The sequence below is a fragment of the Bacteroidia bacterium genome (assembly GCA_037045145.1).
Classification (GTDB): Bacteria; Bacteroidota; Bacteroidia; order AKYH767-A; family OLB10; genus OLB10.
On record JBAOIA010000011.1, the window covers coordinates 1,907,337 to 1,929,363 of the forward strand.

14 protein-coding genes are annotated in these 22,027 nt (G+C 36.6%); 10 read left to right on the top strand and 4 right to left on the bottom strand.

From position 1 onward, the window contains the following. The first annotated feature begins 104 nt into the window (after positions 1 to 104). Positions 105 to 1,481, top strand: coding sequence for a Mur ligase family protein (locus V9G42_08995; GenBank protein MEI2759547.1), 1,377 nt, complete (start codon positions 105 to 107; stop codon positions 1,479 to 1,481). Here V9G42_08995 and V9G42_09000 read toward each other — a convergent pair whose 3' ends face one another. Together V9G42_09000 and V9G42_09005 are read right to left on the bottom strand one after the other, a co-directional pair. Then, positions 1,482 to 2,306: an alpha/beta hydrolase-fold protein gene (locus tag V9G42_09000; protein ID MEI2759548.1), complete on the bottom strand. Its 825-nt coding sequence runs from the start codon at positions 2,304 to 2,306 to the stop codon at positions 1,482 to 1,484. An 18-nt stretch (positions 2,307 to 2,324) separates the two neighbouring features. Beyond that, entirely contained in the window at positions 2,325 to 3,866 is a 1,542-nt protein-coding gene (locus V9G42_09005) for a helicase HerA-like domain-containing protein (GenBank protein ID MEI2759549.1), read from the bottom strand. 307 nt (positions 3,867 to 4,173) lie between these two features. Here V9G42_09005 and V9G42_09010 point away from each other — a divergent pair, with 307 nt between their 5' ends. The 9 genes from V9G42_09010 to V9G42_09050 all read left to right on the top strand — a co-directional run bounded on the left by V9G42_09010 (position 4,174) and on the right by V9G42_09050 (position 20,439). Continuing rightward, a complete protein-coding gene (locus V9G42_09010) occupies positions 4,174 to 6,354 on the top strand; it encodes a transglycosylase domain-containing protein (protein MEI2759550.1) in 2,181 nt (726 codons plus the stop codon). A 29-nt stretch (positions 6,355 to 6,383) separates the two neighbouring features. Continuing rightward, the gene (gene tpiA / locus V9G42_09015) at positions 6,384 to 7,139 is read left to right on the top strand and encodes a triose-phosphate isomerase (GenBank protein MEI2759551.1); all 756 of its coding nucleotides are present in this window, start codon (positions 6,384 to 6,386) and stop codon (positions 7,137 to 7,139) included. Between the two features lie 4 nt (positions 7,140 to 7,143). Next, positions 7,144 to 8,310 carry an acyloxyacyl hydrolase gene (locus V9G42_09020; protein ID MEI2759552.1) on the top strand — a complete coding sequence of 389 codons (1,167 nt, stop codon included), beginning with the start codon at positions 7,144 to 7,146 and terminating at the stop codon, positions 8,308 to 8,310. An 85-nt stretch (positions 8,311 to 8,395) separates the two neighbouring features. Further along, on the top strand, positions 8,396 to 9,340 hold the full coding sequence (locus V9G42_09025) for a DUF561 domain-containing protein (protein MEI2759553.1): 945 nt from the start codon (positions 8,396 to 8,398) through the stop codon (positions 9,338 to 9,340). A gap of 3 nt (positions 9,341 to 9,343) precedes the next feature. Next, on the top strand, positions 9,344 to 10,591 hold the full coding sequence (locus V9G42_09030) for a pitrilysin family protein (GenBank protein ID MEI2759554.1): 1,248 nt from the start codon (positions 9,344 to 9,346) through the stop codon (positions 10,589 to 10,591). Continuing rightward, positions 10,588 to 11,856 (top strand): pitrilysin family protein, encoded by a 1,269-nt coding sequence (locus V9G42_09035; protein ID MEI2759555.1) that lies wholly within the window; start codon positions 10,588 to 10,590, stop codon positions 11,854 to 11,856. Before V9G42_09030 ends, V9G42_09035 begins: the two co-directional genes overlap by 4 nt. A 114-nt stretch (positions 11,857 to 11,970) precedes the next feature. Continuing rightward, entirely contained in the window at positions 11,971 to 18,912 is a 6,942-nt protein-coding gene (locus tag V9G42_09040) for a PKD domain-containing protein (protein ID MEI2759556.1), read from the top strand. A gap of 221 nt (positions 18,913 to 19,133) precedes the next feature. Then, positions 19,134 to 19,928 carry a thymidylate synthase gene (locus tag V9G42_09045; GenBank protein MEI2759557.1) on the top strand — a complete coding sequence of 265 codons (795 nt, stop codon included), beginning with the start codon at positions 19,134 to 19,136 and terminating at the stop codon, positions 19,926 to 19,928. A 4-nt stretch (positions 19,929 to 19,932) separates the two neighbouring features. Beyond that, positions 19,933 to 20,439, top strand: a complete 507-nt coding sequence (locus tag V9G42_09050; GenBank protein MEI2759558.1) for a dihydrofolate reductase — start codon at positions 19,933 to 19,935, stop codon at positions 20,437 to 20,439. 10 nt (positions 20,440 to 20,449) lie between these two features. Here the strand turns inward: V9G42_09050 and V9G42_09055 are convergent, their stop codons facing one another. Continuing rightward, a complete protein-coding gene (locus V9G42_09055; protein MEI2759559.1) occupies positions 20,450 to 21,328 on the bottom strand; it encodes an NAD-dependent epimerase/dehydratase family protein in 879 nt (292 codons plus the stop codon). Further along, positions 21,321 to 22,025, bottom strand: coding sequence for a sugar phosphate nucleotidyltransferase (locus tag V9G42_09060; GenBank protein ID MEI2759560.1), 705 nt, complete (start codon positions 22,023 to 22,025; stop codon positions 21,321 to 21,323). Before V9G42_09060 ends, V9G42_09055 begins: the two co-directional genes overlap by 8 nt. Positions 22,026 to 22,027: the final 2 nt, after the last annotated feature.

Sequence of the window (22,027 nt, forward strand, 5' to 3'; positions counted from 1 at the left end):
ACCTATCTTTAATAACAAGAATTGGGATGATTATAGTTAATAAAAAGTTGACCGCATTCAAAATACCCACTTGTGACGGTGTATTTTAGCCACAAAAATCAGGAATGAGATATCATTTTATTGCTATTGCAGGAAGTGCTATGCATAATTTGGCACTTGCCTTACATCAACTGGGTCATGAAGTGTCGGGTAGTGATGATGAAATTGTTGAACCTGCAAAGACAAGATTGGCCAAAGCAGGTATTTTACCGGAAAAAACAGGGTGGTTTCCAGAAAAAATAAATAGCGAAATTGATGCTGTTATTTTAGGCATGCATGCCCGGGCCGATAATCCTGAACTTACAGAAGCCATTCGGAAAAATATAAAAGTGTTTTCATATCCTGAATTTTTATTTGAGCACTCAAAAAATAAAACCAGAGTTGTAATTGGTGGCAGCCATGGAAAAACTACCATTACTTCAATGATTCTACATGTTTTGAAAACATCAGGAATTAATTTTGATTTTATGGTAGGCGCACAGCTTGATGGCTTTGATACTATGGTTAAATTATCTAACGATGCGAAGTTTATAATTTTAGAGGGAGATGAGTATTTATCCTCACCAATTGACAGACGCCCTAAGTTTCATTTATATCATGCCCATATCGGTCTCATTAGTGGCATAGCCTGGGATCATATTAATGTATTTCCATCACTTGATATTTATGAAGAACAATTCAGGATTTTTGCAAGAGAAATTCCACAGGATGGAAAATTGTTTTATTGTCTGAATGATGCAACAGTAAAAAGAGTTTGTGAAGATAAAGAAGTGAGAGCAACAAAATTTGGCTATTCTATTCCCAAATATATTATCAGAAATGGTAAGACAATAATCTATGATGATATAGGTAATGAAGTACCACTTCAAGTTTTTGGAGAACATAATCTGATGAATCTTGAAGGTGCTCGACTAATTTGTAAATCAATAGGTGTTAGCAACGATGTATTTTATAATGCACTGAAATCTTTTAAGGGAGCAGCCAAACGGCTTGAACTGCTTGCTGAGAATGATCAGTTTGCTGTTTATAAAGATTTTGCCCATTCACCATCAAAACTTAAAGCAACATTAGAAGCTGTACGCAAGCAATTTCCCGATAGAAAGTTAATTGCCTGTTTGGAGTTGCACACATTCAGCAGTTTGAATGAGAATTTTCTTAATGAGTATAAAGGCACAATGGCTGATGCCGATGTAGCAATTGTCTATTTTAATCCCAAAACTATTGAGCATAAGAAATTACCTCCAATAACTTCTGAAAAAATTTTCCTGTCTTTTGATAGGAACGACATAAAGGTTATGAACGATTCAATGCAATTGATGGATTATCTGAATTCAGAAGACAAACAACAAGTCGTTTATTTAATGATGAGTTCGGGAACTTTTGATGGATTAGATTTAAAATCTTTTGCAGAAAGTTTAAATACCTCTCATCAGGGAGTGTAATTAATAAATGTCAACTTTTCTTTTATTCCCAAATGCCCAACACAAAAACAGGGGTAGGGCTGCCGACCATGTTGACTGATTATGTTGCCCTTCGGGAATTTCAACATATTTAATATTTTTTGAAGGAACACCTTTTTGTTTCATTTCAAGAATCAAGTCACGAGCATCATCAATAGAATCTATAATGCCATTTTTGTTCCTGTCGGCAATTTCATCTTTAGTGCCGGTTTGAATCCAGCACTTTATTGCCGGTGCTGATTTACTTTTTCTAACAACCTGATGTATAATTCTGTCGTCATCTGTATATCCATCTTCGTATGATTTTTTTCTCCACCAAAAGCTGCCACTAAAAACACCTGCTGATTCAAAAACTGAAGAATGGTTCCATGCCAAATCAAAAGCTGTTAATCCACTCAATGAAAACCCTGCTATTGCGGTTTTGGATGGTGTAAATTTTATTCCTGTAAAACTGCTGCAATGGGCAATAAGTTCTTCAACTATAAATTTTGAAAATTGTTTTGCCTTTTTCCCTCGCTTTAAATAGTCAGCCTTGCCTGCCACACCATATTCCTGCATTCTGTTTTTGTTTGCGTGAATAGCAATTACAATGATTGATTTTATTTTTTTTAATTGCGACAATTTCTGAAGTGTGTCTTTTAGGTGTAACAATTCTGCATCCTGGCCATCAAGCAAAAATAAAATATCGGAACTATCAGAGTATTTTGCAGGCAAGTAGTAGTCAATGCGAACATCACGCTTGAGAAACTTGCTTGAAAAGAGAGTTGATATTATATCGTACTTCCACTCAGACTTAGGTAATAACATAGCTTATTAAATAAACTCTCAGAACCAGCCTGACTTTTTTCGTCTGGTTGCACCTAAGCCTAATGCTCCGAGTAGGCTTCTTGTAAGCACACTGGTAACCGTTCTCATCACTTGTTTTCCTGTAGAACTGTTTAATACCTGATCTAGCTGACTAGGTTCTTCTTTTACTTCAGCCTCTTTAGTCGTTTTAGTATTTTCAGCAACTTGTGTTTCTAATTTTTTTGACAATAACTCGAATGCGCTTTCCCGGTTAAGTGATTCATTATATTTTGATGTCAGACGAGATTTTGAAATACATTTTGCTAATTCATCAGGAGTTAAAATGTCCATTCGTGATGCAGGTGTACAAAGCAGCGTATGTGCTATTGGAGTTGGCACACCTTTTTCATTTAAAACAGTGATGGCAGCTTCACCTATACCTAAAGTCGTAAGTAACTCATCTACTTTATAATAGTCTGAAAGCGGATAGTTTTCTGCAATAAGCTTTAGTGCCTTTCTGTCATTTGCAGTAAATACCCTGAAAGCATGCTGCACTTTTAAACCCAACTGCGCCAATACGGCAGCCGGTATATCTTCAGGTGATTGTGTAACAAAAAATACACCTATCCCTTTGGAGCGAATTAACTTTATTACTGTTTCAATCTGATCTAATAATACTTTCGATGCATTATTAAATATCAAATGTGCTTCATCTATAAAGATTACCAATCGAGGCGCATCCGGGTCTCCAACTTCAGGAAATGTTGAATAGACTTCAGCCAATAAACTCAGCATGAAAGTGGAAAATAATTTAGGCTTATCCTGAATGTCAGTCAGTCTGATGATATTTAATTTGCCATTACCATTTTCGTCAACACCTATCAGGTCTTCAACATCAAAAGACTTTTCACCAAAAAATTTCTCCGCTCCTTGCTGCTCTATTTCAATAATTTTTCGAATAATTGTAGATGCTGATGCAGTGCTAATGGCGCCATAGTCAGCTTTAATTTCATTTTTTCCTTCGTTGGTTAAAAATTGCAATACTTTTTTAAAATCTTTAAGATCAAGTAAAGGAAGTTGCTTATCATCACAGTATTTAAATATTAGGGAAACAACGCCTTGTTGTGTATCATTCAAGTCAAGGATTTTAGAAAAAAGAACAGGGCCAAATTCAGATACTGTAGCTCGTAAGCGAACACCTTTTTCATCTGATAAAGTCAAAAACTCAACCGGAAATTGCAAGGGCTTCCAGGTAAGTCCTAATTTCTGATAGCGTTCATCTATTTTTGGATTTGCCGTTCCCGGACTTGCCAAACCACTTAAATCGCCTTTTACATCCATTAATAAACAGGAAACACCTTTGGTAGAAAGTGATTCTGCAATACCCTGCATGGTTTTGGTTTTCCCTGTACCAGTGGCGCCTGCAATTAAACCATGACGGTTAAATGTTTTCAAAGGTGCTTTGATGAAACATCCTGTCAATGCTTCTCCTTTAAGTACCGGAGCCCCAAGTACAATACTGTCTCCTTTAAATTGATATTCTTTATTTACTACTTCCTTGAATTGTTCTGTTAAGCTCATTTATGCTTGGTTAAAAACTGCTGACAAATGTATGCCTAATAAATGAAATTTAACAGAAAGGTTTATTTCTTTGCAACTTGTTATTGTATTTGACTTTATGCCACAAGATATGTCTGAGAGAGGTTCGGTTTTTCAAAGATTTTATAAACAGCTGATTCTGTTTTTAAATTCGATTATAAAATTTTCTTATTTGAAATTTATCAAGAACAAGGTTTTAAGAGGTGTTGCAATTTTATGTATGCTGATGGTTTATTACCTTATTCTACTTCATATAAACTTTCTTTGGCTTTTTGGATATATGCCAAAAATGAGCGAGGTGAAAAACCCACAAGTGGCAATTGCTACAGAAATTTATACTGAAGACAGTGTGCTAATTGGAAAATATTATCATGAAAACCGAACTCCTTTGAGTTTTGACTCAATTTCAACTTATGCAGTGCAAGCACTTGTTGCCACAGAAGATGTTCGGTTTTATAAGCATTTCGGCCTTGACCTTTATGCCTTAATTAGTGGTGCCTATTCCACTGCCAAAGGTGATGAGCGTGGCGCAAGTACTATAACACAACAATTAGCTAAGAATATGTACAGTATCCGCAAAAAAGCCAATCAGGGTTTGTTGCAGCATATTCCTTTTATTGGTACATTGGTAAGTAAATCAAAAGAATGGGTAACATCAATTAAGTTGGAAATGTTTTATTCAAAGGATGAAATATTGGAAATGTATTTTAATACTGTAGATTTTGGTAACAATTGGTTTGGTATAAAGGTTGCGGCACAAAACTATTTCAGTAAGCAGCCATCAGAACTCAATTTGCAGGAGGCCGCTACTCTGATAGGATTGCTAAAAGCCACCAGCAGTTATAATCCTCTGAATAATAAAAAGCGATCGTTAGCCAGAAGAAATATTGTATTGTCACAGATGCAGAAGTACGGATATATCAGTCAGGCTGTTTTTGATTCAATTAGTCCAATGCCATTAAATATTAAACGACCAAAAAATCAATCTGCAACAAAAGATTCTTATTTGAGACAGCTAATTGCAAAGATTGTTAAAAGCTATTGTGATGAAAATGACATAAACATTAATGAAGATGGATTGAAAATTTACACAACCATCAACTCTCACCTGCAAAGCTATGCTGAGGCCGCTGTTAAAGAGCATTTGAGAAAAGTGCAAAAGCAATTTGATGAACATTGGGGTAAACAAAACCCATGGCGTGACGACAATGGCAGAGAAATTATAAACTTTGCTAATACTGCCGTGGCATTTACGCAGTCATACGACCGTTTAAAAAATCAATTTGCTTCATCACCTGATTCTATATCTTTTTATTTAAACAAGAAAAAAGATATGAAAGTATTTACTTACAGCGGTGCGAAAGATACCGTGATGTCAACAATGGATTCATTGAAGTATTATGCTCGCTTGTTAAATGCAGGAACTATGTCCTTGAATCCGCTCACCGGTGAAATTAAAGCTTATGTTGGTGGTGTGGATTTTGATTTTTTTAAATTTGATCATGTTATACAATCAAAACGTCAGCCGGGATCAACGTTTAAGCCATTTGCCTATCTGGCAGCATTAGAAGATACTTTTAGCCCTTGCAGTAGGTTAGATGATGTGCCTGTTTCTATTGAATATGATGGTGGTCAAATTTGGCAGCCTTTTAATAGTACAGGCACATTTACTTATTCAAGTAAGACTTTAAGACGGGCATTGGCACAGTCAGTCAATTCCATTACGGCACAAATTGCTGAAATAGTTGGATGGGAAAAAATTGTTGAATGTGCACATAGGGCAGGTGTAAAAAGTCGTTTGGATACTGTGCCATCAATTTGTTTAGGCACCAGTGATGTGAGTGTTTATGAGATGACTTGTGCTTATGCACCATTTATAAATGGCGGAAAAAGTGTAGAACCTGTTTTAGTTAAGAGAATCTGTGCTAATGATGGAACAGTTCTCAAAGAGTTTGTGCCCGAATTCAGGCAAGTTCTCACTGAAGAGAATGCCTGGTTAATGTTGTATATGTTGCAAGGTACGATACAGGAACCGGGCGGAACATCACAGGCATTGTGGGGCTATTCTGTTTTTAAGAATGGAAATGATGTTGCTGGAAAAACCGGTACTACTTCAAATTATTCCGATGCATGGTATATGGGTGTTACTCATGATTTAGTGACAGGTGTTTGGGTTGGTGCTCCGTATAGAAGTGTACATTTCAGAAATTCATCAGGCCAGGGCTCACGAATGGCACTTCCAATTTTCGGAAAAATGTTAGAGAAGGCATATCTCGATCCAAAGTCGGGTGTTGCTCCGGGAAAATTCAAAAAGCCAAAGAAAATTACCAAAAGTATTTATTGTGATAACGATGATATTGAACTTGAATCCGCAGATTCTTTATTAAATGATTCATTGAAAAATACAGAAATGATAATTCTTGAAAATGACTCTTTGGAGTCAGATTCATTACAGGATATTGGTAATTAAAAAAGAGCTTTATTTTAGCAGAAAAAAATATGCGTAAGAAAATTGTAGCAGGAAACTGGAAAATGAATTGCACATTGGATGATGCCATCAAACTGACTTCTGAAATTGTAGCAATGTATAAAGATGAAATTCATTCTGATGTTCATGTGGTATTATCACCGCCATTTCCATTTCTGAACAGTGTTAATAAACTCACAGAAAGCACTGCTATAAAAATTGCTGCTCAAAATTGTGCAGCACAGGCATCAGGAGCTTTTACGGGAGAGGTTTCTGCTTCTATGATTGCTTCTTGTGGTGCCGGCTACGTCATTCTCGGACATAGTGAAAGAAGAATGTATTTTAATGATACTGATGAGGTACTGTTATTGAAAGTTAAACAGGCATTGCTGAATGGACTTCAAATAATATTCTGTATTGGCGAAACAAAAGCAGAGAGAGAAAGTAATTTACACTTTGATTGCGTAGAAAAACAAATTAGTAATGTTCTTTCAAAGCTAACGAATGAGGAATTTGCGAAGTGTATTGTTGCTTATGAGCCTGTATGGGCAATTGGGACAGGATTAACAGCATCACCAGCTCAGGCACAGGAAATGCATGGCCTTATTAGAGAAACTTTAAAAAAACAATTTGGCCAACAAGCCTCTGAAACTTCAATTTTATATGGAGGAAGTTGTAATGAAAACAATGCAAAAGAGTTGTTTGCCTTACCCGATGTTGATGGTGGATTAATTGGAGGAGCATCTTTAAAGTCCAGAAGTTTTATTTCCATCATAAAATCATTTTAGCTGAATGAGATATTCATTCAAAAGGGTAATACTTTTTGTTTTTTTGGGTTGTGGTTTATTTTCTGATGCACAATCATTAAAACAGCCATCATTTGTTGAATATAGTCTCAATGCAGGGAGAATCGTTAAAAACTATCCTGTTTTTCCTGCAAGAAAACTTGCCGTCATCAACAGTTTTGTGATTGGCAGCAGGTTGAGTGGCAATAAATCATGGCATCCATATTATAATTTTCCTAATGCATCATTTGAACTTGCCTATGGAAATTTAGGTAATAAGAAAGTTCTTGGAAATTTTTCCGCATTACTTTATCGGTTTGAATTCAGCTATAAGTTGAATAATAAATTTTATGCTGAAATTTCACCTGCATTTGGTGTCGCATATTTTAATAAGCCATATCATGCAATCAATAATCCTGAAAATACACTCGTTGGTTCGGCATTTACATTTAGTGCTGCTGCACGACTAAATCTTAGATATTATATCAACCCATTTTGGTCTGTTAGTGCTGGTGCAGGTGTTTACCATTGCTCCAATTCACATTATCAATTACCTAATCTTGGCATTAATTTGCCATTTGCATCTGCAGGACTTCGTTATCATATCCGGCCACTTAATTTTTTATTTGGCAGCCGTAGTATAGAAAAGGATTCCACCTACCATTTTCAAGTGCGGTTAGCTGTTGGCCATAACGAACAAGGGGCAAGCACTTTTCCTGTAAATGGTCCAAAATATCCAATTTATCTTGGGGCATTTTATGTAACACGTTACCTGACTCCGGTAAATAAATTTCATGTAGGAATAGAAGGTTGGTACAATAGCGGCTTATATGATTTTATCACAAGTCAGCGTTATTATGATAATAAAGAACATTTGCGCTCTTCATCGTTGCAGGCAGTAGTTGGCAATGAATTTTTATTTGGTCATTTTAGTATGCTTATTAATGGGGGTATATATTTCTACAATCCCGTTTATCATGAAAAGTTAAGAAGAGAAAACGATAAAGATTTTAAAAAACAGTTAAAGGGCTGGATTACTGCAAGACTCGGTTTTCAATACTATCTTAAAGATGCAACCATCTATCACAAGAATAATTTTTATGCAGGTGTTTACATAAAGACCAATCTTGGTCAAGCCGATTTTCTTGAAACCGGAATTGGTTATGCTTTTTAGTTTTTCAATTTCTACATGAATAACTTTAAAAATACAGATGGATTATCTTTAAAATATTTTGTATAGTTGCATCATAAGAGAAAGAATGAAAAACAGAGTAACAGAATTGTTTGGTGTAGAATATCCAATAGTGCAGGCAGGTATGATTTGGTGTAGTGGATGGAGACTGGCTTCAGCAGTCAGCAATGCCGGAGGGCTTGGTTTAATCGGTGCTGGAAGTATGTATCCGGATGTATTAAAAGAGCATATTGAAAAGTGCAAGGCTTCGACAAGTAAACCATTTGGTGTAAATGTTCCATTGCTATATCCTGATATAGAAAAACTGATGGCTATTATCATTGCAGGTGGAGTGAAAATTGTTTTTACTTCTGCCGGTAATCCAGTAACCTGGACCAGGCATTTAAAGCAAGCGGGTATAACAGTTGTACATGTTGTAAGTAATGTAAAATTTGCCTTGAAGTCGCAAGATGCAGGTGTTGATGCTGTTGTTGCGGAAGGTTTTGAAGCCGGTGGGCATAATGGTCGTGAAGAGACAACTACACTGTGTCTTATTCCGGAGGTAAGAGATGCTTTGCAAATACCGGTAATAGCAGCAGGTGGCATTGGAAGTGGTCGTGCTATGATGGCAGCATTTGCATTAGGTGCAGAAGGTGTGCAGGTTGGGTCGCGTTTTGTGGCGAGTATGGAATCCTCGGCACATACTAACTTTAAAGAAAAAGTAATTAATACAGCAGAGGGACAAACAGTTTTAACATTAAAACAACTGACGCCAGTAAGACTAATAAAAAACAAATTTGCACAGGATGTTGAACAGGCTCAGCAACGCTGCGCAACGCGCGAGGAATTGACGCAGTTGCTGGGACGGGCACGTGCCAAAAAAGGAATGTTTGAAGGTGATTTAGATGAAGGCGAATTGGAAATAGGGCAGGTTGCAGCAACAATAAAAGAGATTTTACCTGCGGGGGAGATAGTTAAATCCATCTGGCAGGAGTTTACAGAAGAAAAAAATCGTATTACTAAATTGTTCTAATCTATGGTGAAGTTTGAAAAGACCGTATTACCCAATGGGCTTCCGGTTATAGTTAATTACGACCAGTCAACACCACTGGTCGCAATGAATATTTTATATAAAGTAGGCGCAAGAAATGAAGACGAAAATAAAACTGGTTTTGCACATCTGTTTGAACATTTAATGTTCGGAGGTTCTGTCAATATTCCATCGTATGATGAACCTTTGCAACGTGCAGGAGGCGAGAATAATGCCTTTACCAATAGCGACTTTACAAACTATTACCTCACTATTCCTGCCCAAAATATTGAAACAGCATTTTGGTTGGAGAGTGATAGAATGCTCAGCCTTGCATTTTCTGAAAATAGTCTTGAAGTGCAGCGAAATGTAGTGATGGAAGAATTTAAGCAGCGTTATTTAAATCAACCTTATGGTGATGTGTGGTTAAACCTTAGACCATTGGCCTACAAAGTACATCCATATAAATGGGCTACTATTGGAAAAGATCTTTCTCATATTGAACAAGCAACCATGGCGGATGTAAAAGCATTTTTTCGTCAGTGGTATTGTCCCAACAATGCCATACTTACACTTTCCGGAAATATTACTGTGAAGAAAGCAGTTGAGCTTGCGAACCGGTGGTTTGGTGAAATTCCTAAACAACATCTTTCTGAAAAAATTATCAATGCAGAACCTGCACAACACGAAAAAAGATTCTTGCAATTAGAGAGAAACATTCCTGCCAATGCTATTTATAAAACTTTCCATGCCTGCAATAGATTTGATAATGATTTTTATGCCACTGAGTTGATGGTTGATATACTTTGCGGAAGTAACTCATCCATACTTTACCATTCTCTTGTAAAGGAGCAGAAGTTGTTTAATACCATCAATGTTTATTTTACAGGCGATATTGATAACGGATTAATTGTAATAGAAGGTAAAGTGAATGAATCGGTAGATATTCAAACTGCTGATAATGCAATTAATGAATTATTGAATAAAGTAATTAATCAAGGTGTTTCAGAAATGGAATTAAATATTGTGAAACAAAAAACTGAATCGGCACTTCAATTTTCTGAAATGAATATTGGAAACAGAGCACTTAATCTTGCCTATTTTGAAATGATTGGAAATGTCGAAACGATCAATCATCAGATGGAGAACTATAATCGCGTTACTGTTGACGACATTCAACGCATTGTAGCCGAAGTGATGAGAGAACAAAACGAATCGGTCATGTATTATTGTAAAAAGGGAGGTGCAGCATGAACAGAGCGTTAGAACCGGAAGTAAGTCTTCCGGACAATATTACTTTTTTGCAACCTGAAAAAATACAATTGGCTAATGGCATTCCAGCCTATTTGATTTGTGCAGGTGAACAAGAAGTGGTAAAACTTGAAGTTGTTTTCAATGCAGGAGTCTGGTATGGTGATTATGCCTTAGTAGCTTCAGCAGTAAACTCCTTGTTGCAAGCAGGAACAAAATCCAAGACAGCATTTGAATTATCACAGGCATTTGATCAGTATGGAGCGTATTTGCAGACAGAAGTCTCTTTAGATATTGCAGTGGTGCGGTTATTTACTTTAACAAAATTTGTTCCTGAAACTTTTCCTCTTTTGCTTGAAATCATTCAGGAATCTGTTTTTCCGAAAAATGAAATAGATTTATTTCAGGAGCAGGGAATACAACAATTAAGAATTAATAATCAAAGAGTAGAGTACACGGCAAGAGGTCTGTTTAGCAAGGCACTTTTTCCGGGCAACCATCACTATGGACGTATCATTGAAGAGTCTGATTATTTATGTCTGAATCCAAGCCTAATTACTGATTGGCACAATTGCTATTATACGCCTGACAATTGTTTTTTGGTATTAAGTGGACTTTTTACTCAAAAAGAAGTTGAGGTTTTAAACAATGTTTTTGGCAGGTGGACGGTAGGAAAAGAAGTTCAAAGAAAAGATACAGCCAGTTTAGATGAGGCCTATCAGGCTGTTGAGAAACATGTCGAAAAGCAAGATGCCGTTCAGACCGCCATTCGAATAGGGTGTCGGGCACCAAACAAACTTGATGAAGATTATGTTCCTTTAATGGTGCTGACAACCATATTGGGTGGTTATTTTGGCTCAAGGTTAATGCGCAATTTGCGGGAAGAAAAGGGTTATACGTATGGTGTGGGTTGTTCTTTAGTATCGCATATAAGAGGCGGATATCTGGTCATTTCAACCCAGGTAGGGAAGCCATATTTGGCAGATTCACTAGCTCAGATAAATTTGGAAATCAACAACCTAAAAGATCAATTGGTCAAGGATGAAGAATTGTCATTAGTTAAAAATTATTTGTCGGGTGTGTTTTTACGAAGTTTAGATGGCACCATGGCTGTTTCCGACAGGTTAAAGTCTGTAGTTGTTTACGGACAAACAATGGATTTTTATAAAGACTATCTTCAAAAAGTAAAGAATACAAATTCATGCGAATTACAAAGTCTGGCTTTAAAATATTTTAATTCTAAAATGACCTGGATTACGGTAGGATAGAAGTGTCGTAAAAACAGACAGCAACCCTGTTAATAAATTTTCGTAAAAGTTCAATAAAAATGCTATGTGTTATTAGTTTATTTTTATATTTGTACAAACAAATTTATTGAAGCTATGATACGAAAACACATTTTAACACTTTTGATATTCTGTACGCTATCTACATTGAATGTCAAAGCAAGTCACCTTTTTGGTGGTGAAATCACTTGGACCTGCATTAAGTCTGGACCAGATATAGGAAAATTTCAATTTACTTTAAAGGTTTACAGAGATTGTAATGGGATTCCATTTACTCCACCTTCAGCAATTCAGGTTTATGGAAATCCATTAGTAACGTCAATTCCAATTAATCCTGCGTTAATGGTAGTAACTGATTTAAGTCCCACAGGCTGTGGTTTCACATGTGCAAATCCTGCTGCCGGAGCTACTCAGGAATTTATTATGAAAACCAACCCTGTATTTTTAAATGGAACACCTCCTGCAACAGGATGGGTTTTTGCTATTGATGATTGTTGTAGAAATCCGTTAGCAAATATTGTTGGTGCTGGAGGCTTCACCATCAGAGCGGTGATGTATCCATATAATGGTCAGAATATGAATCCATGCTATGACTCATCACCATTTTTCAAAGAAAGACCCAATACCTATATCTGTATTGGTTATCCATATACCTATAACCCAACAGCAGTAGATCCTGAATTGGATTCACTTTATAGCGATTGGACTTATCCATTAGAACAACCATCTTCAGCACCACCTGCAGCCTTCAATGCACCAATAATAAATTTTACACCCCCTTATACGGTTAATAGTCAGTTGCCCGGTAATGTTACCATGAATCATCAGTCGGGCGAGATTACTTTTTTTGTGACTACAGCTTCTGGAGTAACCGGAAATTTTGCTACTTGTTTAAAAGTTACGGCTTATAAATGTAATCAAAAAGTTGCAGAAATCTTCAGGGATTATGGGGTTGTGCTAACGACTAATTGTTTTGTACAAAATCCACCAACAATTAATCTTCCGCCTGCCATTAATTTACCGTTTGCAGGTGGAACTTTGAAAGATACAACGGTTCATGTTGGTGATACTGTCAGGTTCAGGATAGATGCTACGGATTTTCAAAAGAACATTGGTTCCGGAGCTGCATTTCAAACCATTAGAATTGATGCCTATGGAGATCAGTTTGGAACCCCTATAAATACCAATAGCGGGTGTCAATATCCACCATGTGCCAAATTAGATAAGCTTACACCCGTAATTTCACCTTTAGCAGCTTTTATCAATTTTGAATGGGTCACTACGTGCGATCATATTATTAAACCCTCGGGGTGTTTGCGCGAAAGAAACACCTATTATTTTATCATAAAAGCACAAGATAACTATTGCCCTGCACCTGCCATAAGTACGATTACAATAAGTGTTACAGTAATTCAATCCAAACCATTAGAACCACCACATGTTCGAGGGGCTTCCGTTTTAAATACTGCTGGTGATGTGGGTCTTTATTGGGAAACACCCGGTGTGGTAAATCAGCTTGATACACATCATGTATTCAATTCTTATCAGATTTATGCATCAAATAATTATGCTGGTCCCTACACATTGGTTGATTCAGTTGCAGGAAACAAAGATTTTTACAAACAAAAAGGTGATACAATTACGGCAACACAGCTGAATACATTAATTGGTGCAAATGCAAATAATGCTCCTGTTTATTTTTATGTCAAAACAAAGTCTTTGTGTAATGGTGATAGCATTTCTGTCGCTTCTGACACTATCAGTACCATGTTTGTCAGCAGCACTATTGTCAACTGTGAAACACAATTAAATTGGAATTCTTTATTTAAGCATGCATATCCCGGGTCAGCAGGATTAGTCTATAAAATTTATCGGGAACATCCCATTGGCTCATCTCCTGTTCAAATTGCAACAGTACCTAATCTTTGGCCTACTGCTAGTTATACCGATCCTTTTTCTAAAACAGTATGTCGTGATAGTGTGAAATATTATGTATCCATTGATGATACACTTATCATTATTCCAACACCTACAATTACCAGATGTGTCTCAAAATCAAATGTCATAAAGAGAGTAATAGATAATAGATTCGTAGCAAATATTTCACCGGCAGGACCAACAAATCTTTGTCCACCCAATTGTGTCAATATAACGGCATCTGCAAATCCAAGTCCTGCATGTTTTACAACTTCTTATTTATGGAGTAATGGTGCAACAACATCAAGTATTACTGCATGTGCTGCCGGAAGTTATTCTGCCGTCATCACACAAAGTCCCAGTGGGTGTACGAGTACGACCCCATCACACGTTGTAACTTTAACACCGGGTCCTACTGCAAATATTGCAATTTCGGGTACAAGTAGTGTTTGCCCCGGTGATAGCGTCAATCTTCAATTTAATTTTGCAGGAGGTGCGCCTTATACTTATAGCTATAATGTTCCCGGTCCGGGCTGTGTTGGAACAACAGTTGTAAATGCTGTAGCCAATTCATCACCGGTAATAATACGAGTGCCTGTTAATTGTAATTTTAACTATACTCTCAATTCTGTAATGGGTGCATGCGCAGGCACTGTGAGTGGTAGTGCAAATGCAACAATTAAAGCATTGCCAACTGCAAGTGTTGTAAATACTGCAAATGATACCATCTGTAATGGAGGAGGTTCAACCATATCACTTTCATTTACAGGTACAGGGCCTTGGCAATATGTTGTTAAAAGCAGCACAGGTCCTGATATTACAGCAACTACAGCTTCAAACCCTGTTTCAATAAATGTTTCGCCAGCTGCCACAACAACATACACATTATTTAGTGTTAAGGATGCATGTCCGGGAACAGTTACAGGAACTAGAAAAATTGTTGTTCTTCCTGTGCCAAATGCTACCATGTCCATTACAGGAAATGATACTATCTGTAGCGGCAGTTCAACAGTTATTCGTGTTGATTTTACCGGAACAGGTCCTTTCGTTGGCAATATTAAAGACAACTCAACAGGAGTTTTAACACCAGTAAATACTGCTGCATCATTTATTACACTAAGTGTATCACCAAGTTCAACCACTACTTATTCGTTCCAAAATTTTACCAGTTCAGGCAAGTTTTGTCCAGGTACTATTGCAAATAGCGTTGTTGTTGCTGTAAAAGCAATTCCGTCTGCTAACATTTCAAGTGTTACCAATGCAACAATTTGTAAGAATGACAGTGTGCGGATGCAGGTTAGTTTTACAGGTAATGGTGCCCCATACACATTTGGTTTGGTAACCAATGCTGGTGCACCGGCAAATATAAATGCCACTGCCAATCCATATTATTTTTATGTACATCCAATCAGTAACACAAATTATATAGTAACAACAGTAACAGACGCATTTTGCAGTAAGACAAATATTAATGATACTGTTTCTGTAACAGTAAATCAATTGCCTACTGCAGTTCTTTCCGGAACAACAACAGTATGTGCGGGACAACAAGCTACATTAACAATCAATTTTACCGGAACAGGTCCATTTACAGGAAGCTGTGTTGCAAGTACGGGCGGAACAATTAATTTTAATACCTCAACAAATCCATATACATTTAATGTTACACCGGGTGCAACGACTACCTATTCACTAAGTGCTACAATAAATGATGCAAAGTGTTCTAATAATACTAATCCGGCAACAGCCATAGTGACGGTTAATGCATTACCTCAGGCATCAATTAGCGGGAATAAAACAATCTGTACTGGAGAAAATGATACCTTGCTGGTAAACTTCACTACAGGCAATGCACCTTGGACATTCTATTATAAAGATGGATTAGGCAACACTTTTGGTCCAATTACGACCAGCAATAATCCATATAAAGTTGTAGTTAGTCCAACAGCTACAACAACATTTCAACTTGATTCTGTGTTTAGCGGAGTTTGTAAAGGAAGTGTCAATGGCATTGGTAGTGTCACTGTAAGACCATTGCCAACAGCAACATTTACAACGAATAACGATACCATTTGTAATGGCAATGCCACTAACTTAACAATTCAGTTCACAGGTACAGCCCCATTCAGTTATCAGTTGCAAGGACAAGCAGTTCAGAATGCGGCCACCAATCCTGTTACAATTAATGTTAATCCAACAACTACTACAAATTACACATTGGTTAAGGTAAATGATCAGCTTTGTTCAAATACAACAAGCCAGCAAATAAAAGTTACTGTGCTGAATTTACCGACAGCAACACTTTCAACAACTACTCCAAATTTATGTGTAGGTTCCAGCGGAAGCATTACCATAAGCTTTACAGGTAACGGACCTTTCACTACAGCCTACTCAAACGGAACTGTGAACACACCTGTAGTAAGCAATACAAATTCTATTGTAATTCCGGTTTCACCAACAGTTAACACAACATATTCATTAGTTGGAAACGTCAATAGCATGTATGGTTGTAATGCACCTGTCAATCCGGCAACTACAACAATTACTGTAAACCCGTTGCCAACAATGACCATTAGCGGCAATCCAATTATATGTGAAAGTACATCTGCAACCTTCAACATTGCATTTACAGGTACAGCACCTTTTAACTACAGCTATTTTAATGGAACATCTAATGTGAATGGAACAACAAGTACAAATCCATTAACTGTATCGGTGAGTCCTCCAGTAGGTACAACAACTTATACACCTGTTAGTATTAACGACCAATTTTGCGCAGGAACATCTTTAAATGGATCTTCAGTTGTAAAAGTTAATCCTAAACCTACTGCCACATTGTTTGGTAATGATACTATTTGTTTAGGCACAGCATCATTCATTGCAGTAAAGTTTGGGGGAACACCACCGTTCGATTACAGCTATACAACTAATGGAACTTCATCAGGAAGCCTATCCTCTCCGGTTGACTCTGTATCTATTCCTGTTGCACCCACTGTTAATACTACCTATATTCTGTCAACAAGTATTTCTGATGCAAACTGTTCAAACAGCAATATCAATCAATCAGTTTATATGAAGGTTACACCGCTGCCTACAGCAGCTATTAGTGGAACCAATGCAATATGCAGTGGTGGCTCTACAAACCTCACTATTAATTTTACGGGAGAAGCACCTTATAACTATTCTTATTTAGCAGGTGGAACTACCATGGGTCCATTTACAACCAATAGCAATTCTGTGACAATTCCTGTGAGCCCAACAGCCAATACAAATTATACTTTGCCTGCAACAGTTACTGGAAATGGATGTAATGGACCGGCTTCAGGTAATGCGTTAATTACAGTTAATGCTATTCCGCAGGCAGTAATTACAACAGCAAAAGATTCAATCTGTAAAGGCGATAGTACTCAATTGTCAATTCAATTTACAGGGACAGCACCATTTACTTATCAGTTACAGGGTCAAGGAGTTTCTAATGCAACTTCAAATCCACATACATTCTATGTAGCGCCTCAAAGCAATACATCATATGTGCTGACAAACATTTCGGATAATAACTGCCCTGCAGTAATTAATCAAAGTATAGGAGTTAAAGTGTTGGATAATCCAACAGCTACCATCACAACAGCAACACCTTCATTGTGTAATGGAAATACAGGAAGCATTACCCTAAACTTTACTGCAAATGGGCCTTATAATGTAACTTACAATGATGGAACATCAAACTTCCCTGTAACATCCACAGGAAATACTTTGACAATTCCCGTTTCACCAACAACAACAACAACTTATACATTGTCTGGAGTGGTAACAGGATTGTTAGGTTGTAAAACTTCAGCAACAGGATCAACAACGGTTACTGTTCATGAATTGCCACAAGCAGTTATTTCAGGCAATCCGGTAATATGTATAAATGAAATAGCTCCAATACAGATTCAATTTATTGGAACCGCTCCATTTAATTACAGTTATCAGAATAATGTTACAGGACAGATTAACAATGGAACAACATCACAAAATCCATTAACTTTGAATCTTAGCCCAACAACAACAACATCTTATAATCTGACTGCAATAAGTGATAATAATTGCCCAGGTACACAAATTAGTGGTTTGGCAAATATTACTGTTAATCCGTTACCTCAGCCTGTGATTACAGGCGTGAATCAGGTTTGTGAAGGTACACCTTCTGTTCTTTCAACAACATTACCTTATCAGGCTTATCAATGGTCAAATACAACTACTGCAAGTACAACCACTGTAACAACTACAGGTACTTATACTGTTGCTGTGACGGATAACAACGGCTGTAAAAAAACATCACCACCTTTTACCTTTATAGCCCATCCAATTCCTGTTGTTAACTTTACAAATGATACAAGTAAAACTTGTCAGGTGCCAAGAGTTAACTATTTCAATCAGTCGTTGTATCAGCCGGGCGCTACATTCCAATGGAGCCTTGGTGAAAATGCAGTTTCTAATGAAGTTAATCCTTCTCATATTTATAGTCAACCGGGTACTTATAATGTACAGTTGATTGTTACCAATCCATTTGGTTGTAAAGATTCTGTGGAGAAACAAGTAGAAGTAATTTTCTATCCATTACCTGTTGCACAGTTTACAGCAAACCCAATGGTAACAAATATTTTTAACGGACCAATAAGTTTCACTGACCAGTCTGCTTATGCAGTAAGCTGGAAATGGGTTTTTGGTGAAGGAGATACCTTGTACGACCAGAACGTTACACACTATTTTCCGGAGATTGGAGAATTTCCTGTTAAGTTGATGGTTGAAAATATTTCAGGTTGTAAAGATGAAACTCAGGAAATCATCATAATTAATCCATTCTGGTTGCCAAATGCATTTACACCTAATGGTGATGGACGCAATGAAGTGTTCTTTGACCCTGGCTTTTCAATGGAATATACAGGATTTAACCTGCGTATTTTTAACCGATGGGGTCAAATGCTGTTCCAGTCAGATTCTCCATCTAAACCATGGGATGGCTCTAATGGCAAAGGGGACATAGCACCACAAGGAACTTATGTTTATACACTTAGCGTAACCAATAAAGGAGGTAAGCGACATGATTTTAATGGAACAGTTACTTTGTTAAGATAGGTTTATGTAAAAATATAACGTATAGTAACAAAACAGCCGTTAAAGTCAGTTGGTGACTTTAACGGCTGTTTTGCTTTACAAATATTAACTGATACTGGCGAAAAACATATCAAATATCCTTTGTGACATTGTGAATAAAAACAACCTCATAGGGTATTTGTTCAGGCATGATATCAATTTGTTTATTTTAATTTTGAAGCCTATAAATTGTTTATTTTAAAATGAATCAATATCACGAATTACTCAGGCATGTAATGACCAATGGTGTTGAAAAATCTGACCGTACCGGTACAGGAACTAAAAGTGTTTTTGGTTATCAGATGCGATTCGATTTGAAGAAAGGTTTTCCACTAATAACAACTAAAAAGCTACACACCAAGTCAATCATACATGAGTTGTTATGGTTTTTGCAGGGTGAAACAAATATTGAATATCTAAAACAGCATGGTGTTTCAATATGGGATGAGTGGGCAGATGCCAAAGGAAATTTAGGTCCTGTCTATGGCCATCAATGGCGTTCATGGTCAACTCCTGATGGTAAAGAAATAGATCAGATAAGTACATTAATTGACACGATTAAAAACAATCCCGATTCACGCAGGATGCTTGTGAGTGCATGGAATGTTGCAGATATTTCAAAAATGGCATTACCACCTTGCCACATACTTTTTCAGTTTTATGTAGCCAATAAAAAATTGTCATGCCAGCTTTATCAACGTAGTGCTGATATTTTTCTGGGTGTACCTTTCAACATTGCTTCTTATGCTTTATTAGTGCACATGATTGCGCAAGTTTGTCAATTGGAGGTAGGTGAGTTTATTCACACACTTGGTGATGCGCACATTTATTCCAATCATTTTGAACAGGTGGAACTTCAACTTTCGCGCACACCGAATGCTTTGCCTACACTACAAATGAATCCGTTGGTGAAGGATATTTTTAAGTTTAAGTTTGAAGATTTTTACTTTTCGGATTATCAGCCATATCCTGCAATAAAGGCACAGGTGGCAATTTAAGAATATGATTATTTCAATAATTGCCGCAATGGATCAGAACCGCTTAATAGGATCTGAGAACAATGATTTGCCATGGCATTTACCTGTGGACATGAAGTATTTTAAAGATACAACAATGGGGCATTATATTCTAACGGGTAGAAAAAATTATGAGAGTATTCCGGAAAAATTCAGGCCACTGAAAGGCAGAACAAACTTAATTGTTTCAAATTCAAAAGTACAATTTCCCGGTGCTAGTGTGATTTCCAGTATTGAAGAAGCTATAGAGATAGCAAGAAAAGCGGGAGAGAAAGAACTTTTTATAATTGGTGGTGGTCAAGTGTTTAAGCAATCAATGCATCATGCGAATAAACTTTATATCACACTAATACATCATCAATTTAATGGGAATGTTTTTTTTCCTGAAATTAATTGGAAGCAATGGGAAATTAAATCAAGAAAAGAAGTTGCCACTGATGAAAACAACAGCTATGCTTGCACTTTTATTGTTGCTGAAAGAATAACAGTTTAAGAATGGTATGTTATAATCCATTCTCTTTCCTGTAAATTTCAATCATATCTTTTAGTCCCTGATCAAATGAAACAGAAGGATGCCATTTTTTTTCACGCTTAATTTTAGAGAAATCAGCTTTCACGTCTTCAACTTCTACAGCACGCTTTTTCTCATTACATGTTATGGTTGGATTTAATGCAGCAAATGAAATTACTTTATCAATTATTTGTTGCACACTGTAACTGCTACCGCTGCCAATATTATAAATATTAAATGTGTGGTCTTCTGAATGAATTAACAAACATTGCAGAAAAGCATTGCAGACATCATGTACGTAAACAAAATCACGTTTAGGTGTAAGTGTTTCAAGATTTAACTGACCTTTAAAAACACCTTCAATGATTTTTGGAATTAAAAAAGAAGCATTCTGGCCTGGACCATAAATATTAAAAATTCGTAAAATATCAACCGGAACCTGAAACTCTTTATTGTAAACATGACACAACTGCTCACAAATAATTTTACTTGAGGCATAAGGGTTCCACATATTTATTGGATGATTCTCGTCAACAGGCAGGTAGTTTGGCTGACCATAAACATACGAACCTGAAAAAATAAACCTTGCATTACGTTGCTTACATAACTCAAGTGCATTGAGAGTTCCGTTTATATTAATAGAGAAAAATGCAGCTGTATTATTATAGGAGTCAGGAACAAAAGTATGAGCTGCAAGATGTATCAGGCAATTAAAATCCGGAATTGCATTTAATGTTTCGGCTTTTGTAATATCAACACCGGTGGATCTTGAAATACAAATTACTTCAAAATTATTTTTTTTTAATAAAGCTGTTAATGCTTTACCCAGAAAGCCACCGGCACCGGTTATTGCAATTGTATTATTAGCCATTTAATTTTTTCTCAATTGCTTCCATCTGCTGGCAGGCACGCTGATAATCTTCCAGACGGCCAATATCCAACCAATTTCCTTTGTAATGATATCCTTTTACACTTTCCTTTGCCTCATGGAGTTTTACAATTAAATCAGGAACGTTAAAGAAGCCGTCAGGTAAATATTTTAAAACGGCAGGTTCAAAAACATAAATCCCCATACTTACTAAATATTCCAAAGTGGGTTTTTCTTTCCATTCAGTAAATTCATTGGTTTGATCAATTTTTATTACACCAAAATCAATATCAACAGTTCTGCGAGTCAAACCAATTGTAGCAACCGCTTTATTGTCTTTATGAAATTTAAACATTTCTTCAAGATCAATATCTGTAAACAAATCGCCATTCATAAAGAAGAAAGAATCTGTTAAATAAGATTCAATAAGTTTCATCGGGCCGGCAGTTCCTAAAGGTTCTGTTTCACTAGAATAAATTATTTCTACACCAAACTTTGATCCGTCACCAAAATAGGAACGGATTAAAGATTCAAGATAACCAACGCAAATAACAACCTTGGTTACACCAGCGTCTTTTAGTTGTTTGATTAATATTTCTAAAATTGGTCTGTTGCCAACAGGCATTAAAGGTTTGGGTAAACTAATTGTAAAAGGTGCCAACCGTGTACCTTTTCCTCCTGCTAATAATACTGCTATCATAT